Origin of the sequence: Lacticaseibacillus rhamnosus, assembly GCF_900636965.1 — a bacterium.
Classification (GTDB): Bacteria; Bacillota; Bacilli; order Lactobacillales; family Lactobacillaceae; genus Lacticaseibacillus; species Lacticaseibacillus rhamnosus.
This window is the reverse complement of sequence record NZ_LR134331.1, coordinates 2,510,392-2,529,695: the sequence shown is the minus strand read 5'-3', so window position 1 is coordinate 2,529,695 and position 19,304 is coordinate 2,510,392. Positions and strand designations below refer to the sequence as shown.

Genomic DNA, 19,304 nt, shown 5'->3' with positions numbered 1-19,304 from the left:
GGAGGTGTACCCATGGCACGTAAAGGAATCTTAGGCAAAAAAGTTGGCATGACGCAGGTCTTCACCGATAACGGCGAACTTGTTCCCGTTACTGTAATTGACGTAACACCCAACGTTGTAATGCAAGTCAAGACCGTTGAATCTGATGGTTACGAAGCAGTTCAGTTGGGCTACGGCGATATGCGTGAAGTCTTGACGAATAAGCCAAGCGTCGGTCACGCCAAAAAGGCTGACACGACCCCTAAGCGCTTCGTTCGCGAAATCCGCGATGTAGCGCTTAGTGATTATGAAGTCGGCAGCGAAGTTAAAGCTGACGAATTCGCAGCAGGCGACATTGTGGACGTCACCGGTACTTCCAAAGGTCATGGTTATCAAGGTAATATCAAGAAAGATGGTCAGTCCCGCGGCCCTATGGCACACGGTTCTCGCTACCATCGTCGTCCAGGTTCACTTGGAGCTATCATCAACAAAGTCTTCAAGGGTAAGAAACTTCCTGGCCGGATGGGTAACCATACCCGCACCATGCAAAACCTGCAAGTCGTTGCCGCCGATACAGAACACAATGTCCTGTTGATCAAAGGCAATGTCCCAGGTGCTAACAAGTCCTTTGTTACAATCCGTTCTGCTGTTAAAGCAGCTAAATAATACGAAGGGAGGACAATAACTAATGGCTAACGTTACTTTATATAAGCAAGACGGCTCAGAAAACGGCACGGTTGAACTCAACGATGCAATCTGGGCAGTCGAACCAAATGAAAACGTCGTGTTTGACGCAGTTGTGATGCAACGCGCTTCCCTTCGTCAGGGTACTCACGCCGTTAAAAACCGTTCCGCTGTTTCAGGCGGCGGTCGTAAGCCTTGGCGCCAAAAGGGTACCGGTCGTGCCCGCCAAGGTTCAATCCGCAGTCCACAATGGCGCGGCGGTGGGATCGTCTTTGGCCCGACACCACGCAGCTATGCTTACAAGCTGCCTAAGAAGGTTCGGCGCTTGGCGATTAAATCCGTACTTTCACAAAAAGTTCTCGATGGCGATCTGGTCGTTGTTGATGGCTTGAGCTTTGATGCTCCAAAGACCAAGGCATTTTTAAATGTCTTGGACGGACTCAAAGTCAACGATAAGGCACTGGTTGTGCTTGAAGATGGCAATGATGTTGCTGCCAAAGCTGCACGTAACCTGCCGAATGTGAAAGTTGTTCCTGCAGAGGGTATCAACGTCTTGGACGCTGTTAACTACAAGAAATTGATCTTAACCCAATCTGCGCTCCAAAAGATTGAGGAGGTGCTTGCATAATGGAAGCACGCGATATCATTTTACGTCCGATCGTCACCGAGCAATCGATGGCTGAAATGGACAACCGTAAATACACATTCGAAGTTGCAATTCATGCAACAAAGCCCCAAGTTCGCAAAGCAGTTGAAGAAATCTTCGGCGTGAAGGTTGTTAATGTCAACATTGCAAACGTTCGCGGCAAGAAGAAGCGCCAAGGTCGTTACGAAGGCATGACGCGTCGTCGTCGTAAGGCCTTGGTTGCCTTGAGCGCCGATTCAAAAGAAATCAAGATCTTCGCTGATGAAGATAACGATAACAAGTAACAAAAATTTGTTATAGGAGGTTAAACACGTGGCGATTATTAAGTACAAACCAACAAGCAATGGCCGGCGCAACATGTCCGGCTCAGACTTTGCTGAAATCACCAAGACAAAGCCTGAAAAGACTTTGCTGGTCAGCCAAAGCCATACAGCAGGGCGCAATGCTCACGGACACATCACAGTGCGTCATCGTGGCGGTGGTCACAAACAGTTTTATCGTGTGATCGACTTCAAGCGCAATAAAGACAATATGGCCGCAACGGTTAAAGCAATCGAATACGATCCAAATCGGACCGCTAACATTGCATTATTGCATTATGAAGATGGGGTTAAGTCCTACATCTTGGCACCAAAGGGACTTAAGGTTGGCGATAAGGTTTACTCCGGTGACGATGTTGACATCAAAGTCGGCAACACATTGAAGTTAAAGAATATCCCAGCTGGTACCACCATCCATAACATTGAACTTAAACCTGGCAAAGGCGCACAACTAGCACGTTCTGCCGGCGTTTCCGCTCAGTTACTGGGTAAGGATAATGATAAGTACGTTACCATCAAACTTGCTTCCGGCGAAGTTCGCTTGGTATTAGCCGAGAACCGTGCGACTATCGGTGCGGTTGGTAACGAACAACACGAATTGATTAGCATTGGTAAAGCTGGCCGTAAGCGCTGGTTGGGCTTCCGTCCGACTGTTCGTGGGTCAGTTATGAACCCTAACGATCACCCGCATGGTGGTGGTGAAGGTAAAGCACCAATCGGTCGTCCGTCACCATTATCACCTTGGGGCAAGAAGACCTTGGGTAAGAAGACCCGGGATCACAAGGCTAAATCCGAGAAATTCATCGTTCGTCACCGCAAGACGAAGTAAACACATTGAAGTGTTACATCGATTAAAGGAGGTCACACAATGGGTCGCAGTCTTAAAAAAGGACCTTTTGCCGACGCTCATCTCCTGAAGAAGATTGAAGCGCAGGCAGATAACGACAAGAAGACCGTTATTCGTACATGGTCGCGTCGTTCTACTATTTTTCCAAGTTTCATTGGCTACACCATCGCCGTTTACGATGGTCGCAAGCATGTCCCGGTTTTCGTGAGTGAAGACATGGTTGGTCACAAGTTAGGCGAATTTGTTCCTACGCGTACCTTCCGCGGTCACAACACCGATGACAAGAAGACAACAGCACGCTAGAAAGGAGCACAACATTCATGGCTGATCAAATTACGTCTGCAACGGCAACGGCCAAGACGGTTCGGATTGCTGCTCGCAAAGCGCGCTTGGTAATCGACTTGATTCGTGGTCGCGATGTTGCTGAAGCACTGGCGATTCTTGAGTTCACACCTCGTTCCGGTTCTCCGATCATCGAAAAGGTACTCAAGTCTGCTATTGCTAATGCAGAACATAACTATGACTTAGATGCACAAAACCTTTATGTAAGCAAAGCTTATGTCAACGAAGGCCCGACCCTCAAACGGTTCCGTCCTCGTGCTAAGGGGAGCGCATCACCGATCAATAAACGGACAAGCCACGTTACCGTGGTTGTATCCGAAAAAGAAGCATAAGGAGGGATAACGCGTGGGTCAAAAGATTAATCCAACCGGTTTCCGTGTCGGTGTCATCCGTGACTGGGATGCCAAGTGGTATGCAGACAAAGACTTTGCTGACTACTTGCATGAAGACATTGAAATCCGAAACTTCATCAATAAGAAGCTGCAAGATGCTTCAGTATCACGTATTGAAATTGAACGTGCTGCAAAGCGCGTCAACATTTCCGTTCATACTGCTAAACCGGGTATGGTTATCGGTAAAGGCGGTTCTGAAGTTGAAAACTTGCGCAAGCAGCTCAATAAGCTGACTGGTCGCCAAGTTCACATCAATATTGTAGAAATCAAAAAACCTGATTTGGATGCCAAGCTTGTCGGCGAAAACATCGCGCGTCAGCTTGAACAACGGATCGCATTCCGTCGTGCAATGCGTCAAGCAATGCAACGTACCATGCGTGCCGGTGCTAAGGGAATCAAAACCCAAGCTTCCGGTCGTTTAAACGGTGCTGACATTGCACGTCGTGAACATTACAATGAAGGTTTAGTTCCGCTGCATACCTTGCGTGCCGATATCGACTATGCATGGGAAGAAGCAGCAACGACTTATGGCCGGATCGGGATCAAAACCTGGATCAATCGTGGTGAAATTTTACCTGAAAAGCCACAGCAAAATAATGCGAAAGGAGGGAAATAATCAATGTTAGTACCTAAGCGTGTCAAGCATCGTCGTGAATTCCGTGGGAAGATGCGCGGTGCAGCCAAGGGCGGCAAGAACGTTGACTTCGGCGAATATGGTTTGGAAGCATTGGAATCCCATTGGATCACCAACCGCCAGATCGAAGCAGCGCGTGTTGCAATGACCCGTTATATGAAGCGTGGTGGGAAAGTATGGATCCGCATTTTCCCTCACAAGTCCTACACCAGTAAAGGTGTCGGCGTCCGGATGGGTAATGGTAAAGGTGCACCAACTGGATGGGTTGCAGTCGTTAAACGTGAAAAGATCATGTTTGAAGTCGGCGGCGTGTCCGAGGCAGTCGCAAAGGAAGCTTTGCGTTTAGCATCCAACAAACTCCCAATCCGCACCAAGATCGTTTCACGCGAGGAAGTAGGTGGGCAATCAAATGAAGGCTAAAGAAATTACTGCATTAACCACTGCTGAGATGCTCGACAAAGAGAAGCAATATAAAGAAGAACTGTTCAACTTGCGCTTCCAACAGGCGACTGGCCAATTGGAAAACACCGCTCGCTTGAAGCAAGTTCGGAAAAACATTGCACGGATCAAAACGGTCCTTCGGCAACAGGAACTCAATAAATAATCGGAAAGGAGACATTTACCTTGGCAGAACGTAATTCTCGTAAAGTTTATCAAGGCCGCGTGGTCTCGGATAAAATGGACAAGACCATCACCGTGGAAGTCAGCACATATAAAACACACCCTGTTTATGGCAAACGGGTTAAGTATTCCAAGAAGTTTTATGCGCATGACGAAGACAATAGCGCTAAAGTTGGCGATATTGTCCAAATCGCGGAAACTCGTCCTTTATCACGCAATAAGCGTTTCCGTTTATTGAATATTGTCGAAAAGGCAGTTATCATCTAATCATTTTTAGAGTGAAAGGAGGACCAAATCCGTGATTCAGCAAGAAAGTCGTCTTAAAGTAGCAGATAACTCAGGCGCGCGCGAAATCCTTGTCATTAAGGTACTTGGTGGTTCATACCGCAAGACCGGTAATATCGGGGACGTTGTTGTCGCAACTGTAAAACAAGCAACACCAGGTGGCGTTGTCAAGAAGGCTGATGTTGTTAAAGCTGTGATTGTTCGTACCAAGTCAGGCGCTCGCCGTGCTGACGGTTCCTACATCAAGTTCGATGAGAACGCAGCTGTCATCATCAATGCTGACAAGAGCCCACGTGGGACTCGTATCTTTGGACCTGTGGCACGTGAATTGCGTGACGGCGATTTCATGAAGATCGTCTCCTTAGCGCCCGAAGTGCTTTAATCATTCTGACCAAATAGGAGGTGCGATACATGAAGTTCAAAACTGGTGACAAAGTGCGGGTCATGCGCGGCAAAGATGCCGGCAAAGAAGGCCAGATCACGAAAGTCCTCAAGAGCGCTGACAAAGTCGTTGTTGAAGGCATCAACATGATCAAGAAGCACCAGAAGCCGAACAATACGAATCCGCAAGGCGGTATCATCGACAAAGAAGCACCTATTCACGTTTCAAACGTGATGCTTCTGGATCCTGAAACCAACAAGCCGACTCGCATCGGTTCTGAAGTTAAAGATGGCAATAAAGTGCGGATTGCTAAGAAGTCTGGCACCGCAATCGATAAATAATAGGGAAGGAGGACAAACTTTTTCATGGAGAATCGTCTTGAAGAACGTTATAGCAAAGAAATCGCCCCTGCATTGGTAAGCAAGTTCAACTATAAGAGCACCATGCAGGCACCTAAGATTGAAAAGATCGTTTTGAACATGGGTGTTGGTGATGCAACTCAGAATGCTAAGTTATTGGATGAAGCGGTAGAAGAATTGACGCTAATCTCTGGCCAGCATCCGCTGATCACCAAGGCCAAGAAGAGTATTGCCGGTTTCCGCTTACGTGAAGGTATGCCAATCGGCGCCAAGGTAACATTGCGCGGCGAACGCATGTATGATTTCTTAGATAAGCTGATCAATGTTTCCCTGCCGCGTGTTCGTGACTTCCACGGTATTTCCCCAAAGTCCTTCGATGGCCGCGGGAACTATACATTGGGTGTTAGAGAACAACTGATCTTCCCAGAAATCGATTACGATAAGGTTAATCGGGTTCGTGGGTTGGATGTTGTGATTGTTACAACGGCAAATACTGATGAAGAGGCACTCGAGTTGCTCACGCAAGTCGGGATGCCATTCGCCAAATAAGGGAGGTCCGCTACTTGGCTAAGAAGTCAATGATCGCTAAAAACAAACGGCCTGCAAAATTTGCAGTCCAGGAATATACGCGGTGCCAACGGTGTGGCCGTCCGCATTCCGTATATCGTAAATTCAAACTCTGCCGGATTTGCCTTCGTGAGTTAGCACATGCCGGCCAAATTCCAGGCATGCGCAAAGCTAGCTGGTAATCACTAGACAAAGGAGGTTAAATCAATGGTCTTGACCGATCCAATCGCAGATTACTTGACCCGGATCCGTAACGCTAATATGGTGCGTCACGAATCCTTGGTCGTACCTGCATCAAAGATGAAGAAAGACATTTCTGAGATTCTTAAACGTGAAGGGTTCATCCGTGACTACGAAGTTATCGATGATGACAAGCAAGGCGTGATCCGCATTTTCTTGAAGTATGGTAAGAACAATGAACGGGTTATTTCCGGCTTGAAGCGGATTTCCAAACCGGGTTTGCGCTCATACGTTAAGAGTGATGCTGTTCCTAAGGTTTTAAACGGTTTAGGGATTGCAATTATCTCAACTTCCGAAGGTGTTATCACCGATAAGGAAGCTCGTGCCAAAAACGTTGGCGGCGAAGTACTCGCTTACGTTTGGTAATTCATAACATCAAAAAGGAGGTGCCGATAAGTGAGTCGTATTGGTTATAAAGTCATCAAAGTCCCAGCCGGTGTTACTGTTACCAAAGATGGTGACAATATTACGGTTAAGGGCCCTAAAGGCGAATTGACCCGTCATTTTGCCCCGGAAATCGAATTACATCAGGAAGGCGACGAAATTAATTTCACCCGTCCCGATGATTCCTACAAGGCCATCCATGGTACGATGCGTGCCAACTTAAACAACATGGTCGTTGGGGTTACCGAAGGCTATAAGAAAGAAATGAAGCTGGTTGGTGTTGGATACCGTGCGCAGAAGCAAGGCGAAAAACTTGTTTTGAACGTCGGTTACTCACATCCAGTTGAAATGACCGCGCCAAAAGGTGTTACTGTTGAAGTCCCAAGCACCACTCAGATCATCATCAGTGGGATCTCAAAACAGGTTGTTGGTCAATTCGCAGCCGTTGTTCGTTCCGTCCGTGCACCTGAACCTTATAAGGGTAAAGGTATTCGTTATGTTGACGAACATGTCCGTCGTAAGGAAGGTAAGACTGGTAAGTAGTCGTAACCTTCAACAAATTTAACAAGAGGTGAACATTGTGATTTCAAAGCCAGATAAGAATAAGACTCGGCAACGGCGTCACGCCCGCGTACGAGGCAAGATTTCTGGTACGAGCGAGCGCCCACGCTTGAACGTTTTCCGTTCCAATAAAAACATCTACGCGCAATTAATTGATGACGTAGCGGGTGTGACGCTAGCAAGTGCCTCCACTCTTGATAAGGACATTAAAGATCCTGAAAACAAGACTGACGCGGCTGCTCAGGTTGGTGCATTAATCGCCAAGCGTGCAGTTGCAGATGGTCATAAAGTTGTGGTCTTTGACCGTGGTGGTTATCTGTACCATGGTCGCGTTGCCGCTTTAGCTGAAGCAGCACGTGAAAATGGCCTCGAATTCTAGAAAAAAGGAGGATAACCAACACATGGCATCATTTATCGATCCAAACCAATTGGACTTAGAAGACCAGGTCGTTGCCATCAACCGGGTTACAAAGGTTGTTAAAGGTGGTCGCCGTCTACGGTTTGCAGCAATTGCAATCGTTGGCGATAAGAACGGTCACGTCGGCTTCGCAACCGGCAAAGCCCAAGAAGTACCTGAAGCAATCCGTAAAGCTGTTGACGCAGCTAAGAAGAGCCTCATTGAAGTGCCAATTGTCGGCACCACGATTCCTCATGAAGTAATCGGCCACTTCGGCGCTGGTGAAGTTTTACTGAAGCCTGCTGAAGAAGGTTCTGGGGTTGCTGCTGGTGGCGCTATCCGTTCCGTTATGGAACTTGCCGGAATTGCTGATATCACCAGCAAATCCCTTGGCCGTAACACGCCAATCAATATGATTCGGGCAACAATGGATGGACTTACACAGTTGCGCACCCGCGAACAAGTTGCTGAATTACGCGGCGTTTCTGCGTCATCGCTTGAAGACTAGGAGGTAAACACATGGCTCAATTGAAGATTACTTTGACCCGTAGTGCTGCCCACCGTCTTCCTAAGCAACGTAAAATTGTGAAGGAATTAGGCTTAAATCGGGTGAACAGCTCGGTGATTAAACCAGACAACGCAGCCACTCGTGGTGCGATTTTCCAGATTTCACACTTGGTTTCGGTTGAAGAAATCAAAGATTAATACATTATTTCGACAAGGAGGTGCCCAAGAGTATGCAATTGCACGAATTAAAGCCGAGTGTCGGCTCCCGTCATGCCCGCAAGCGTCTGGGCCGTGGTACTTCTAGCGGTCAAGGTAAGACAGCTGGTAAAGGGACAAAAGGTCAATTGGCACGACAAGGCGGCAAGACGCGTCTTGGCTTCGAAGGTGGCCAGATGCCATTATTCCGCCGGATGCCAAAGCGCGGTTTCAACAACATTAACCGCAAAGAATATGCAATCGTTAACCTTTCCGATCTTAATCGCTTCGATGACGGCGCTGAAGTTACACCAGCAGCCTTGATCGATGCCGGTATTGTTAAGAACGAAAAGAACGGTGTTAAGTTGCTGGCAGACGGTAAACTTGAGAAAAAATTGACCATTAAGGTTGCAAAAGCTTCAACCGCAGCAAAAGCTGCCGTTGAAGCAGCTGGCGGTTCGATTGAGGTGATCTAATGCTGAGGACCCTAAAAAACGCGCTCAAGGTCAAAGACATCCGTAACAAGATCCTCTTCACTTTAGCGGTTTTATTGGTCTATCGATTAGGTACACTGATTGCGGTTCCCGGTGTTAATGCCAAGGCGCTGCAGTCAATCGGCTCGACAGGCTTGATCTCACTGCTGGATACTGTCAGTGGTGGCGGATTGGCACAATACTCCATCTTTTCGATGGGGGTTTCGCCGTATATTACGGCACAAATTGTGGTTCAGCTGCTGCAGATGGATATCGTTCCGAAATTTGTCGAGTGGAGCAAGCAAGGGGAAGTCGGTCGGCGTAAGCTGAATCAAGTTACTCGTTATCTGACCATCGCTTTTGGGTTCTTTCAGGCAATTGGGATTACGGCCGGCTTTCAAACGTTAAGTTCGATGGGCTTGGTTAAAAATCCGTCCGTTAGTACCTATATCACAATCGGTATCATCCTTACCGGCGGCACAATGTTGCTAACGTGGATGGGTGAACAGATTACTGATAAAGGCCTTGGTAACGGGGTTTCGCTGTTGATCTTCTCCGGGATTGTGGCACGCCTGCCTTCAGGTCTCCAAGAGTTATATCGAGATAACGTTCAGGTATACTCTGGTTCTGAAATCTGGAAAGGAATTGCATTTTTAGCAGCTTTGGCAGTCATCGTGATCCTGGTTATCACGTTTGTCACCTGGGTGCAGCAAGCTAATTATAAAATTCCAATTCAGTACACTCGGCGCGTTACCAGCGCGGGCAGCAACAGTTACCTACCGCTTAAAGTTAACGTTGCCGGTGTTATCCCGGTTATTTTTGCGAGTTCCTTTATTGTGACGCCGCAAACAATTTTAATGGCTTTTCAGAAGAATCATGGGACTGACGGATGGTATCAAGTCATGACTAATATCTTCAATATGCAAAAGCCAGCCGGAACTGCGATCTATACGCTTTTGATTATTCTGTTCACGTTCTTCTATGCGTTCGTTCAGGTTAATCCCGAGAAGGTCGCAGAAAACTTAACCAAACAAGGCAGCTATATTCCCGGTGTTTGGCCGGGTAAGGAAACCGAGAATTATATCTCACGGCTACTCATGCGCTTATCAACAGTGGGTGCTTTGTTCCTTGGTTTGGTTGCCTTACTGCCACAACTGGCTGCCAACATTTGGGGGCTGCCGCAATCAATCGGACTTGGTGGTACGAGCCTGTTGATTGTTGTCATGACCGCTATTGAATTGGTTCGCCAATTGGACGGCTTACTCATGAAGCGTGAGTACGTCGGATTTATTCGCGGCGATTTGGTTAAGAACGATAAGAAGTAAACGATATCAGAAGTCAGCCATTTTCAAAGGTTGACGCGTTAAAAGCAGCGTACAAACTGGCAAGTAGTTTCAGCGTTAAATTGTTTAGAAGCTGTTCACAGCAGTTTTAAATACATGCCAGCGCGTACAATTAGAGGAGGATGCAACGTGAATCTCATTTTAATGGGACTTCCCGGTGCAGGGAAAGGCACGCAGGCAGAACGGATTGAGGATACTTATCCGATAGCACATATTTCCACCGGAGATATGTTCCGAGCCGCGATGGCTGCTGGCACAGCATTAGGTAAGGAAGCAAAAGGCTTTATTGATAAAGGTCAACTGGTACCCGACTCGGTTACCAATGGCATTGTCAAGGAACGCCTTGCTGAGTCCGATACCGATGCGGGCTACATGCTTGACGGCTTTCCGCGCACCATCCAACAAGCAGAGGCACTCGAAACGATCACAGCTGATCTTAAGAAGCCGTTAGATGCTGTTATCAATATTGATGTTGCGCCTGCAAAGTTAGTTGACCGCTTGTCTGGTCGGTTTATCTGTAAGACATGTGGTGCAACTTATCACAAAATCTACAACCCGCCAAAGGTTGCCGGCACATGTGATCGCTGTGGCGGCCACGAATTCTTCCAACGCGAAGATGATAAGCCGGAAACCGTTAAAAACCGTCTTAAAGTAAACATCGAGATGAATACGCCATTATTAGACTTCTACCAAAAGAAGGGGTTGCTCCACACTGTTAATGGTGATCAAGACATCGATAAGGTGTTTGCAGATATTAAGACGATTTTGGCTGCTGTGGCAAAGTAAGTGCTTGGACGATTGCACGCCCCTCATGACTGTTTTCAAAGTCGAAGAATTATGGTACAATATCGCGGTATGCGGTGAGTGCCAATCGGCCTCACCCTTTTCGCGCGTTAATAGAACCAATAATTTTTAGGAGGAAACACTTCGTGGCAAAAGACGATGTAATTGAGATCCAAGGCACCGTGACGGATACCCTACCCAACGCGATGTTCAAAGTCAAGCTTGAAAATGGTGCCGAGATCCTCGCCCATGTTTCCGGTAAAATTCGGATGCACTACATTCGCATTTTACCAGGTGACAAGGTGACGGTTGAACTTTCACCTTATGATTTGACCAAGGGCCGGATCACATACCGTTTCAAGTAGTTGCCAACTCAAGGAGGCTAAATTCTCATGAAAGTACGTCCATCTGTTAAAAAGATGTGCGAGCACTGCAAAGTGGTCCGTCGTAAGGGTCGGGTCATGATTATCTGCTCTGCAAACCCAAAGCATAAGCAACGCCAGGGATAATATAAATTAAAAAATAGGAGGTGTCATTGTACATGGCTCGTATCGCAGGTGTCGACTTACCACGTGGTAAGCAAATTGTCATTGCCTTAACTTATATCTATGGTGTCGGCAAGACAACCGCTCAAAAGGTTCTCAAGACTGCCGGTGTTCCGGAAGATGTTCGTCAAGATGACCTGACCCCAGAACAAGAAGACAAGATTCGTGCAGCTTTGGACTCATACAAAGTTGAAGGCGATCTCCGTCGTGAAGTGAACTTGAACATCAAGCGATTGATGGAAATCGGTTCATATCGCGGCATCCGTCATCGTCGTGGCTTGCCGGTTCGTGGACAAAATACCAAGAACAATGCTCGTACCCGTAAAGGGAAAAAAGCAACGATGGCAGGTAAGAAAAAATAATTAAAGGAGGTCATTGATCGATGGCAGGTAGAAAAACTACGCGGAAGCGCCGTGTCCGCAAAAACGTTGAATCTGGCGTGGCTCATATCCACTCAACCTTCAACAACACCTTAGTAATGATCACGGACCCTCGCGGCAATGCGATCGCTTGGTCCTCTGCTGGTGCACTCGGGTTTAAAGGTAGTCGTAAGTCAACACCGTTTGCTGCGCAGATGGCTGCTGAAGCTGCGGCGAAGGAATCAATGGAACATGGCATGAAGTCGGTTGAAGTTGCGGTTAAGGGCCCAGGCTCTGGTCGTGAAGCTGCAATCCGTTCACTTCAGGCAACAGGTCTTGAAGTTACTGCGATCCGTGATGTTACACCGGTTCCGCATAACGGTTCTCGTCCTCCAAAGCGTCGTCGTGTTTAATTGTTACCCTTCGACCGTTATGGCGGTCAGGCAGACAAATCTTCACTTCTCGTTTTGAAAGGGGTACAAACTAGATGATCGAATTCGAAAAGCCGAACATTACCAAAGTTGACGAAAGCACCAACTATGGCAAGTTTGTGGTTGAACCGTTGGAACGCGGCTACGGTACTACGTTAGGTAACTCGTTGCGGCGGATCCTTCTTTCTTCATTACCGGGCGCAGCTGTCAGCAGCATTCAAATTGATGGGGTACTTCATGAGTTCTCCACAATTGATGGTGTATTGGAAGATGTGACTCAGATCATTTTGAATATCAAGAAATTGGCACTCAAGATGAACACTGATGAAGATAAGAACATCGAAATTGATGTCAACGGTCCGGCTAAGGTAACTGCTGCTGATATCGTCGCTGATCCTGATGTTGAGGTCTTAAATCCTGAACAGTATATCTGTACTGTTGCAGACGGCGGGCACTTCCATGTACGTATGACCGTTAAAAAGGGTCGCGGGTATGTGGCAGCTGACCAGAATAAGTCTGATGACATGCCAATCGGTGTTTTGCCGATCGACTCGATTTTCACCCCGATCAGCCGGGTTAACTATCAAGTTGAAAGCACCCGTGTTGGCCGTCGGAATGATTTCGACAAGTTAACGCTGGATGTTTGGACTAATGGCTCAATCTCGCCACGTGAGGCCATCAGCTTAGCAGCGAAGATCCTGACTGAACACCTGGATATTTTCGTCAATTTGACGGATGAAGCTAAGAACGCTGAAATCATGGTTGAAAAAGAAGAAACGCACAAGGAAAAAATGCTTGAGATGACCATCGAAGAGCTTGACTTGTCGGTTCGTTCCTACAACTGCTTGAAGCGTGCCGGGATTAATACGGTCCAGGAGTTAACCAACAAAACAGAAGCCGATATGATGAAAGTTCGTAACTTAGGCCGCAAGTCACTTGAAGAAGTTAAAAACAAGTTGGCAGATCTTGGCTTAGGATTGCGTAAAGAAGACTAATTTCGAAAAGGAGGCCAATCCATGAGTTACCGTAAATTAGGGCGGACCAGCTCACAGCGTAAGGCAATGCTACGCGATTTGACAACGGATCTGCTGATCAACGAACGAATCGTTACAACCGAAGCCCGCGCTAAGGAAGTTCGTTCAACTGCTGAAAAAATGATCACCTTGGGCAAGCGTGGCGATTTACATGCACGCCGCCAAGCAGCAGCTTATGTGCGCAACGAAATTGCGAGTGTCGAAGAACAAGAAGACAGTGTGATTGTGAAGTCCGCTTTACAAAAACTGTTCAGTGACTTGGCACCAAAATACGCAGATCGCAAAGGCGGCTATACCCGCATTTTGAAGACTGCGCCACGTCGCGGTGACGGTGCACCAATGGTTATCATTGAGCTCGTCTAAATTCAGTTAAAAGGGCTGGCCCTCGAGGTCAACCAACTTTGATCATTTGATCGATGGAGCGTTACGATGATGGCAGGTATAATCCTGCTTAGTCTAGCTTGAGAGCACCGGGCAACCGGTGTCTCCATCATTAAATGATTTTTTTGTGCAATCGCAAACTATTGCGATCAGCAGTCGGCATGTAAGCGACCATGGACGTGATACCCGTTTTGACCATGGTGTTCATGGCTCTTACATGTGGATTGCTGGGCTGGTGAGCGCGTTATGATGAAGTATGAACCAGCGCCTCGAAAGCAAGCGTAACCAAGCTTGTTGCCGTAATTAAATCTATCAACTAAAAAGAATTCTCTTCGCCGACACGCGGAAGAGAATTCTTTTTAAATACTGGGGTCGAGTTAAAAAAGCATTAGCCTTAAAACAAAGCCAGCCATGACGCGCGGTAAATTGGTCCTCAATTCGCCAAACTTTCTAGCTCCATCGCACTACTAATCCGATTTTTCCTGTATACTGCGACATAATGGAGGTCATGCTAATATGCGTACTTGGTTTCATTATCGAACGCCGCTGCAACTTGGCTTATTGTTGGTTAGCGGCTGGACAATCCTTTCAATCCTCTTTGTCGTTTTGATACTCGCATTTACGCCTGCAAGTACGAGTATAGGTGGGCTGTTTATTCCCACTGTTTATCGGTTGGACAATGGGGCGGTGGCCATTGACTGGTCTTCGTATCTGTGGCTTTTTGCGGCTTTATGTGGCTACTTAATGGGGGCACGCTTTAGACGAAGCAAGACACCATTTTCTTTAATGAAGGCCTATACACCGCTTATTGTTTTATGGTTCCTCGTGGTGGTTTTGGCGCAGTGGTACCCGCTTGCCAATCTGATGTATCCCCACTCATTGGATGGGTTTTTGTTACAGGTGATTCTTAACTTTAGCTGGGTGATGCCTGCCGGTAGTATTTCGCTACTTGTGGGTTTATCGGCAAAAGGTGGACGCGTAGCCCTCATGTTTTGGCTCATTTTCCTTATCCAAAGTCAATTCTATCGGCAATTGGTTGTCAATGGCCAGAGTCGGTTTGGGATTGTGATGTCTCATGTTGGAATGGTGCAAGTACAGGCATGGCTTCTAGGGCTGATTGCGTTGATTTTTACGGTCTTTTTCGGGTTTCTTTGTACCGATCCGGATATTACGAAAAGATGATTGAATTGGCTAATTAGTCCCGGCGGTCACTGAAACGACTAGCGGTACATCTCGTATTTGAAGTAGGGATCGTCCAACAATTCGGTAAAATATGGTATCATTGTTCGGTATACAAAGCGTAGGAAGAAGGGGCATTGTGGGCAACGTCATTCATGTTCAACACTTGAATTACACTTATCCGGAAGCAAAACGTCAAGCACTGACAGATGTGTCGTTTGATGTGGCTAAAGGTGAGTGGCTGGCAATTATCGGCCATAATGGTAGCGGTAAGAGTACGCTGGCGAAAAATTTAAATGGACTGCTGGCGCCAGAATCGGGCACGGTTGAAGTTGCCGGGATGACGCTTAGCGAAGAAACCGTGTGGGATATTCGCGCCAAGGTTGGGATTGTTTTCCAGAATCCGGACAATCAGTTTGTGGGTGCGACGGTTGCCGATGATGTGGCATTCGGACTGGAAAATCGCGGTGTCCCACGAGATGACATGATTCGCCGGGTGGATGAAGCCCTCAAACGCGTTGGCATGACGGCTTTTGCTGACCGGGAGCCGGCGCGGTTGTCTGGCGGCCAGAAGCAACGGGTGGCGATTGCCGGCATTATTGCCCAGCGCCCGGAGATTATTATTCTGGATGAATCAACATCAATGCTAGATCCGGCCGGTCGCCAGGAAGTGTTGGGTGTGATTCGTGAACTCAAAGATGAATTGGGGCTCACCGTTTTGTCAATTACCCATGATATTGATGAAGCGGCATCTGCGCATCGGATTATTTTACTTAATGACGGGAAGATTAACGAAATCGGAACGCCTAGCGAGATCTTTGCACATGGGACAGACCTATTGCGCTTAGGGCTTGATGTGCCGTATTCCGAGCGGTTAAAAGACGCCTTGATTCAGCGCGGTGTCACAATGCCAGAAGCATATTTGGACAATGAAAGGTTGGTAGACTACCTGTGGACATTACATTCGACCATGTGAGCTTTACGTATCAGGCAGGTACGCCTTTCGCTGGTGACGGGATCAAAGATGTTTCCGGAACCATCCATGATGGCAGTTATACGGCGATTATCGGCCACACCGGTTCGGGTAAGTCGACCATTTTGCAACACTTGAATGCATTACTAAAGCCGACTTCCGGAACTGTCACGATTGGCGATAAGGTCATCACTAATGAAACGAGTAATAAGAATCTGAAACCGTTGCGGCAAAAAGTTGGTATGGTTTTTCAGTTTGCCGAGAATCAACTGTTTGAACAAACCGTGGCTAAGGACATTGCTTTTGGACCGCAAAACTTTGGTGTGAGCGAGCAGGATGCTTTAGCGTTGGCGGATAAAATGATTACGATGGTCGGTCTGCCGCATGATGTATTAGAAAAGTCGCCATTTGATCTGTCTGGCGGGCAAATGCGAAGAGTGGCCATTGCCGGTGTGTTGGCCATGCAACCGGAAGTTTTGGTGCTGGATGAGCCGACAGCCGGTCTGGATCCGGCTGGGCGGCACGAAATGATGCAAATGTTTGAACGCCTGCATCGTGAAGAAGGGCAGACAATTGTGCTCGTGACCCACCAGATGGACGATGTGGCGGATTATGCCGACACGGTTTGGGTGATGGCAAAGGGACATTTGATCAAAACCGGAACGCCGCGGGAGATCTTTGCCGACTCGGCTTGGTTGAAGGCGAATCAGCTAGGGTTACCTAAAACCGCTCAAATGGCACAACAATTGACTGCAAAAGGGTTTCACTTTGATCCGCAGCCGTTAACCGAAGCCGAGTTGGCGGATCAATTGCTGCCACAGATCGGAGGTGGCCAGCGTGGATAAACTATTACTTGGACGCTATATTCCCGGCCATTCATGGATTCACGAGCTTGACCCTCGCACCAAGTTGATGGCGAGTTTCTATTATATCGGGATTGTTTTTCTAGCCAACAACTGGCAAACGTATTTAATGATGTTTGTGGCGACTTTGTTCATGATTTGGCTGTCCGGTATTAAACTTGGCTTCTTCTTGCGAGGCGTCCGGCCGTTAATCTGGCTGATCTTGTTTACCGTCGCTTTGCAGGTATTGTTTGTTCGTGGCGGTACGGTTTATTGGCATTGGGGTTGGTTATGGATCACGAAGCTAGGGCTGATTAATGGGGCCTTTATTTTCGTTCGTTTTGTGCTCATCATCTTTATGTCAACCTTGCTGACGCTAACAACCCAGCCGCTTTCACTGGCTGATGCGGTCGAGAGTCTGTTAAAACCGTTACGGGTTATTCACGTGCCGGTGACCGAGCTGGCCTTGGTTTTGCAAATTGCCTTGCGATTCGTGCCGACATTGATGGATCAAACCACTAAAATTATGAATGCCCAACGAGCGCGTGGCGTTGACTTTGGTGAAGGTAATATTTTTCAGCAAATGAAAGCTGTTGTTCCGCTACTGATCCCGTTGTTTGTTTCTAGCTTCACCACCGCTGACGAGTTAGCAACAGCGATGGAAGCCCGTGGGTATCAAGGCGGCGACAATCGAACCAAGTATCGGATCTTACGTTATCATCAGCGTGACTGGATTGCTGCGGGCGGTATGCTTGTTTTAACCGGACTTTTGCTGTTACTGCGCGCGTATTAGAAAGGAACCACTGTATTGACGCATTATAAAGTGACACTGGCTTACGATGGCACCAACTTTGCCGGCTATCAAGTTCAGCCCAAGCAGCGAACGGTTCAAGGTGTTCTGCAAAAAGCTCTGACGAAAATGGCAAAAGGGCAACCGGTGCATGTTGATGGCTCAGGCCGGACAGATTCAGGCGTGCACGCGCTAGGACAGGTCATTAGTTTTGATTACCCGGGAAATATTCCGGCTGAGTCGATGTTGCGGGCAATGAATTCACTGATGCCACTGGATATTGAAATCCTAAAAGCTGAAATTGTCGCGGCGGATTTTCATGCGCGCTATTCAGCGAAGGGAAAGCGATATCGGTATCGGGTGGCGCGTGGCTATTATACGAATCCGTTTAATCGCCTTTACACAGGACACTATCCTTATAAGTTGGATGTCAAGCGGATTGAGGTTGCGTTGAAAGATCTAGTTGGTACGCATGACTTCACGAGTTTTGCAGCTAGTGGCGGTGTGATTAAAGATAAGGTCCGGACGATTTATGAGGCAACGGTTGAAGAAGATCCGGCTACCAATGAATTGATTTTTGAGTTTTATGGTAATGGCTTTTTGTACAACATGGTGCGGATTTTGGTGGCGACGGCTTTGGAGATTGGCAACGGCCGGCGCGATGTTCATGATTTTCAACGGCTTTTTGAAGTTAAGGATAGGCAGCAGGCAAGAGGCACGGCCCCTGCTTCGGGATTGTACTTGAAGGAAGTTTATTATTGACCCTCACACACAAACTTTTTTATTGGCTTTGTGGTATTTCCCTGATCTTTTGCATTTTGAAGTACCGAGTTGACAAACTATGCAACCAAAAGAGGCTCTAAGGACTGGTAGGTCAGTCTTTAGAGCCTCTTTGCAAATGAATTCATCCTGCTGAAATTGACAGCTGGTTAGTCACGCCAAAATGCTTAAACAGCGCACACGAAATGAAATCTTGGTGCGTTAACGCGTGTAATGGCGAATGATGGCGTTCAAAGTTTTGGAAGCACCTTTTTTACCTGTGCCGTCTTCATAGTACTTGGTGAAACGCGGATCGGAGACGTACATGGCTGCCAGACCGCGGTGAGCTTTTTCGGAATATTGTTCAGATGGCCAGGTGAGTTGGAGAAACTGTTTGTGCAGTTTGAAAAGATGCTTGGCGGCGGCGGTGTTGTAATCGGTCGTACCAACGAGTGGCTTTAGTTCCTCAAGAATCTTCTGTTGCAGTGCGGTCAGTTGTGCGACTTGTGCTTGGGACATTTTGCGAAACTTCTCATTGCTGGCTTCGACGACATCTTCTCCGTATTGGTCGCGGACTTCTTTACCAAAATGTTCTTCATTGTGCTGAATGGCTTGTTGCTTAAAAGCAGCAAATTTTTCGTTGTCTGTCATGGTGTTAACCCCTTTTTCTAAAGTTTGATCCAAGGTTTGAAGTAGTAAGCTAAGTTGGTCGCGTTTGGCGGTGATGCGTTGCCGTTGCCGGATGAGCGTGGCGGTTAATTGGTCGGTTGGACCGTCAAGCAGTTGTTTGATTTGGCTGAGTGGCATTTCGAAAAGTTGTAAGAAGCGGATGACCTGCAGGCGATTGACCTCAGCTTGCGTGTATTGGCGGTAGTCGTTGTTGGGATTGCGGGTTGGCTTTAGTAAGCCGATTTTGTCGTAGTAGCGTAGTGTGCGGATGGTCACACCAGCTAAGTCAGCGAGTTGCTTGGTTGAGTATGTCATTGACTGGCCTCCCTTGGATCAATTATAACTTTAAACGGTGACGTGGGGTTAGGGTCAAGGGGGGAAGGTGGATAGTGAGTTTGAGG

At 47.5% G+C, this 19,304-nt stretch carries 34 protein-coding genes; 33 read left to right on the top strand and 1 reads right to left on the bottom strand.

Annotated elements, in window-relative coordinates; translation table 11 throughout:
* The first annotated feature begins 12 nt into the window (after positions 1–12).
* From rplC to truA, 33 genes are all read left to right on the top strand, one after another.
* Positions 13–645, top strand: a complete 633-nt coding sequence (gene rplC, locus EL173_RS12765) for a 50S ribosomal protein L3 (RefSeq protein ID WP_005692102.1) — start codon at positions 13–15, stop codon at positions 643–645.
* A 22-nt stretch (positions 646–667) separates the two neighbouring features.
* Positions 668–1,291, top strand: coding sequence for a 50S ribosomal protein L4 (rplD, locus tag EL173_RS12760; RefSeq protein ID WP_005686703.1), 624 nt, complete (start codon positions 668–670; stop codon positions 1,289–1,291).
* A complete protein-coding gene (rplW, locus tag EL173_RS12755) occupies positions 1,291–1,593 on the top strand; it encodes a 50S ribosomal protein L23 (RefSeq protein ID WP_005686706.1) in 303 nt (100 codons plus the stop codon). The genes rplD and rplW overlap by 1 nt, the downstream gene beginning before the upstream one ends.
* A gap of 28 nt (positions 1,594–1,621) precedes the next feature.
* The gene (rplB, locus tag EL173_RS12750) at positions 1,622–2,458 is read left to right on the top strand and encodes a 50S ribosomal protein L2 (RefSeq protein ID WP_005686708.1); all 837 of its coding nucleotides are present in this window, start codon (positions 1,622–1,624) and stop codon (positions 2,456–2,458) included.
* Positions 2,459–2,497: 39 nt separating this feature from the next.
* Positions 2,498–2,779: a 30S ribosomal protein S19 gene (gene rpsS / locus EL173_RS12745; RefSeq protein ID WP_003567557.1), complete on the top strand. Its 282-nt coding sequence runs from the start codon at positions 2,498–2,500 to the stop codon at positions 2,777–2,779.
* 17 nt (positions 2,780–2,796) lie between these two features.
* On the top strand, positions 2,797–3,150 hold the full coding sequence (gene rplV, locus EL173_RS12740) for a 50S ribosomal protein L22 (protein WP_003567555.1): 354 nt from the start codon (positions 2,797–2,799) through the stop codon (positions 3,148–3,150).
* Between the two features lie 13 nt (positions 3,151–3,163).
* Positions 3,164–3,826, top strand: a complete 663-nt coding sequence (rpsC, locus tag EL173_RS12735) for a 30S ribosomal protein S3 (protein ID WP_005686718.1) — start codon at positions 3,164–3,166, stop codon at positions 3,824–3,826.
* A 3-nt stretch (positions 3,827–3,829) separates the two neighbouring features.
* Positions 3,830–4,264: a 50S ribosomal protein L16 gene (gene rplP, locus EL173_RS12730; RefSeq protein ID WP_005686719.1), complete on the top strand. Its 435-nt coding sequence runs from the start codon at positions 3,830–3,832 to the stop codon at positions 4,262–4,264.
* Positions 4,254–4,448: a 50S ribosomal protein L29 gene (rpmC, locus tag EL173_RS12725; RefSeq protein ID WP_005686721.1), complete on the top strand. Its 195-nt coding sequence runs from the start codon at positions 4,254–4,256 to the stop codon at positions 4,446–4,448. Before rplP ends, rpmC begins: the two co-directional genes overlap by 11 nt.
* 20 nt (positions 4,449–4,468) lie before the next feature.
* Entirely contained in the window at positions 4,469–4,732 is a 264-nt protein-coding gene (gene rpsQ / locus EL173_RS12720; RefSeq protein WP_005699404.1) for a 30S ribosomal protein S17, read from the top strand.
* A gap of 31 nt (positions 4,733–4,763) precedes the next feature.
* Positions 4,764–5,132, top strand: coding sequence for a 50S ribosomal protein L14 (rplN, locus tag EL173_RS12715; protein WP_003567546.1), 369 nt, complete (start codon positions 4,764–4,766; stop codon positions 5,130–5,132).
* Positions 5,133–5,161: 29 nt separating this feature from the next.
* A complete protein-coding gene (gene rplX / locus EL173_RS12710; protein ID WP_005686725.1) occupies positions 5,162–5,473 on the top strand; it encodes a 50S ribosomal protein L24 in 312 nt (103 codons plus the stop codon).
* Positions 5,474–5,497: 24 nt separating this feature from the next.
* Positions 5,498–6,040, top strand: coding sequence for a 50S ribosomal protein L5 (gene rplE, locus EL173_RS12705; RefSeq protein ID WP_005686727.1), 543 nt, complete (start codon positions 5,498–5,500; stop codon positions 6,038–6,040).
* 14 nt (positions 6,041–6,054) lie between these two features.
* Complete coding sequence (locus tag EL173_RS12700; RefSeq protein WP_005686730.1) at positions 6,055–6,240, top strand: type Z 30S ribosomal protein S14; 186 nt, start codon at positions 6,055–6,057, stop codon at positions 6,238–6,240.
* A 25-nt stretch (positions 6,241–6,265) separates the two neighbouring features.
* Positions 6,266–6,664: a 30S ribosomal protein S8 gene (rpsH, locus tag EL173_RS12695; protein WP_003567538.1), complete on the top strand. Its 399-nt coding sequence runs from the start codon at positions 6,266–6,268 to the stop codon at positions 6,662–6,664.
* Between the two features lie 30 nt (positions 6,665–6,694).
* Positions 6,695–7,225: a 50S ribosomal protein L6 gene (rplF, locus tag EL173_RS12690; RefSeq protein WP_005686731.1), complete on the top strand. Its 531-nt coding sequence runs from the start codon at positions 6,695–6,697 to the stop codon at positions 7,223–7,225.
* A 37-nt stretch (positions 7,226–7,262) separates the two neighbouring features.
* Positions 7,263–7,622 (top strand): 50S ribosomal protein L18, encoded by a 360-nt coding sequence (gene rplR / locus EL173_RS12685; protein ID WP_005686733.1) that lies wholly within the window; start codon positions 7,263–7,265, stop codon positions 7,620–7,622.
* Positions 7,623–7,644: 22 nt separating this feature from the next.
* Positions 7,645–8,148 (top strand): 30S ribosomal protein S5, encoded by a 504-nt coding sequence (rpsE, locus tag EL173_RS12680; protein WP_005686734.1) that lies wholly within the window; start codon positions 7,645–7,647, stop codon positions 8,146–8,148.
* An 11-nt stretch (positions 8,149–8,159) separates the two neighbouring features.
* Positions 8,160–8,345, top strand: coding sequence for a 50S ribosomal protein L30 (gene rpmD / locus EL173_RS12675; RefSeq protein ID WP_005686735.1), 186 nt, complete (start codon positions 8,160–8,162; stop codon positions 8,343–8,345).
* A gap of 32 nt (positions 8,346–8,377) precedes the next feature.
* Positions 8,378–8,818 carry a 50S ribosomal protein L15 gene (gene rplO, locus EL173_RS12670; RefSeq protein WP_005692118.1) on the top strand — a complete coding sequence of 147 codons (441 nt, stop codon included), beginning with the start codon at positions 8,378–8,380 and terminating at the stop codon, positions 8,816–8,818.
* A complete protein-coding gene (secY, locus tag EL173_RS12665) occupies positions 8,818–10,140 on the top strand; it encodes a preprotein translocase subunit SecY (protein WP_005692120.1) in 1,323 nt (440 codons plus the stop codon). The genes rplO and secY overlap by 1 nt, the downstream gene beginning before the upstream one ends.
* A gap of 147 nt (positions 10,141–10,287) precedes the next feature.
* Positions 10,288–10,944 (top strand): adenylate kinase, encoded by a 657-nt coding sequence (locus tag EL173_RS12660; protein WP_005686740.1) that lies wholly within the window; start codon positions 10,288–10,290, stop codon positions 10,942–10,944.
* Positions 10,945–11,087: 143 nt separating this feature from the next.
* Complete coding sequence (infA, locus tag EL173_RS12655; protein ID WP_003567521.1) at positions 11,088–11,306, top strand: translation initiation factor IF-1; 219 nt, start codon at positions 11,088–11,090, stop codon at positions 11,304–11,306.
* Positions 11,307–11,333: 27 nt separating this feature from the next.
* Positions 11,334–11,450, top strand: a complete 117-nt coding sequence (gene rpmJ, locus EL173_RS12650) for a 50S ribosomal protein L36 (RefSeq protein ID WP_003567518.1) — start codon at positions 11,334–11,336, stop codon at positions 11,448–11,450.
* A gap of 32 nt (positions 11,451–11,482) precedes the next feature.
* A complete protein-coding gene (gene rpsM / locus EL173_RS12645; RefSeq protein ID WP_005686742.1) occupies positions 11,483–11,848 on the top strand; it encodes a 30S ribosomal protein S13 in 366 nt (121 codons plus the stop codon).
* A 20-nt stretch (positions 11,849–11,868) separates the two neighbouring features.
* Positions 11,869–12,258 carry a 30S ribosomal protein S11 gene (gene rpsK / locus EL173_RS12640; RefSeq protein ID WP_003567514.1) on the top strand — a complete coding sequence of 130 codons (390 nt, stop codon included), beginning with the start codon at positions 11,869–11,871 and terminating at the stop codon, positions 12,256–12,258.
* A gap of 74 nt (positions 12,259–12,332) precedes the next feature.
* Complete coding sequence (locus tag EL173_RS12635) at positions 12,333–13,271, top strand: DNA-directed RNA polymerase subunit alpha (RefSeq protein WP_005686745.1); 939 nt, start codon at positions 12,333–12,335, stop codon at positions 13,269–13,271.
* A gap of 21 nt (positions 13,272–13,292) precedes the next feature.
* Positions 13,293–13,673 (top strand): 50S ribosomal protein L17, encoded by a 381-nt coding sequence (gene rplQ, locus EL173_RS12630; protein WP_005686746.1) that lies wholly within the window; start codon positions 13,293–13,295, stop codon positions 13,671–13,673.
* A 534-nt stretch (positions 13,674–14,207) separates the two neighbouring features.
* Positions 14,208–14,873 (top strand): hypothetical protein, encoded by a 666-nt coding sequence (locus tag EL173_RS12625; protein ID WP_019728461.1) that lies wholly within the window; start codon positions 14,208–14,210, stop codon positions 14,871–14,873.
* Between the two features lie 136 nt (positions 14,874–15,009).
* Positions 15,010–15,846, top strand: a complete 837-nt coding sequence (locus EL173_RS12620) for an energy-coupling factor ABC transporter ATP-binding protein (RefSeq protein WP_005686752.1) — start codon at positions 15,010–15,012, stop codon at positions 15,844–15,846.
* Positions 15,822–16,688, top strand: a complete 867-nt coding sequence (locus EL173_RS12615) for an energy-coupling factor ABC transporter ATP-binding protein (protein WP_005686754.1) — start codon at positions 15,822–15,824, stop codon at positions 16,686–16,688. Before EL173_RS12620 ends, EL173_RS12615 begins: the two co-directional genes overlap by 25 nt.
* Positions 16,681–17,478 carry an energy-coupling factor transporter transmembrane component T family protein gene (locus EL173_RS12610; protein WP_005686756.1) on the top strand — a complete coding sequence of 266 codons (798 nt, stop codon included), beginning with the start codon at positions 16,681–16,683 and terminating at the stop codon, positions 17,476–17,478. The genes EL173_RS12615 and EL173_RS12610 overlap by 8 nt, the downstream gene beginning before the upstream one ends.
* Before the next feature lie 15 nt (positions 17,479–17,493).
* Positions 17,494–18,237, top strand: coding sequence for a tRNA pseudouridine(38-40) synthase TruA (truA, locus tag EL173_RS12605; RefSeq protein WP_014571593.1), 744 nt, complete (start codon positions 17,494–17,496; stop codon positions 18,235–18,237).
* Positions 18,238–18,456: 219 nt separating this feature from the next.
* Here the strand turns inward: truA and EL173_RS12600 are convergent, their stop codons facing one another.
* Positions 18,457–19,218 carry a MerR family transcriptional regulator gene (locus EL173_RS12600; protein WP_005692133.1) on the bottom strand — a complete coding sequence of 254 codons (762 nt, stop codon included), beginning with the start codon at positions 19,216–19,218 and terminating at the stop codon, positions 18,457–18,459.
* Positions 19,219–19,304 lie beyond the last annotated feature (86 nt).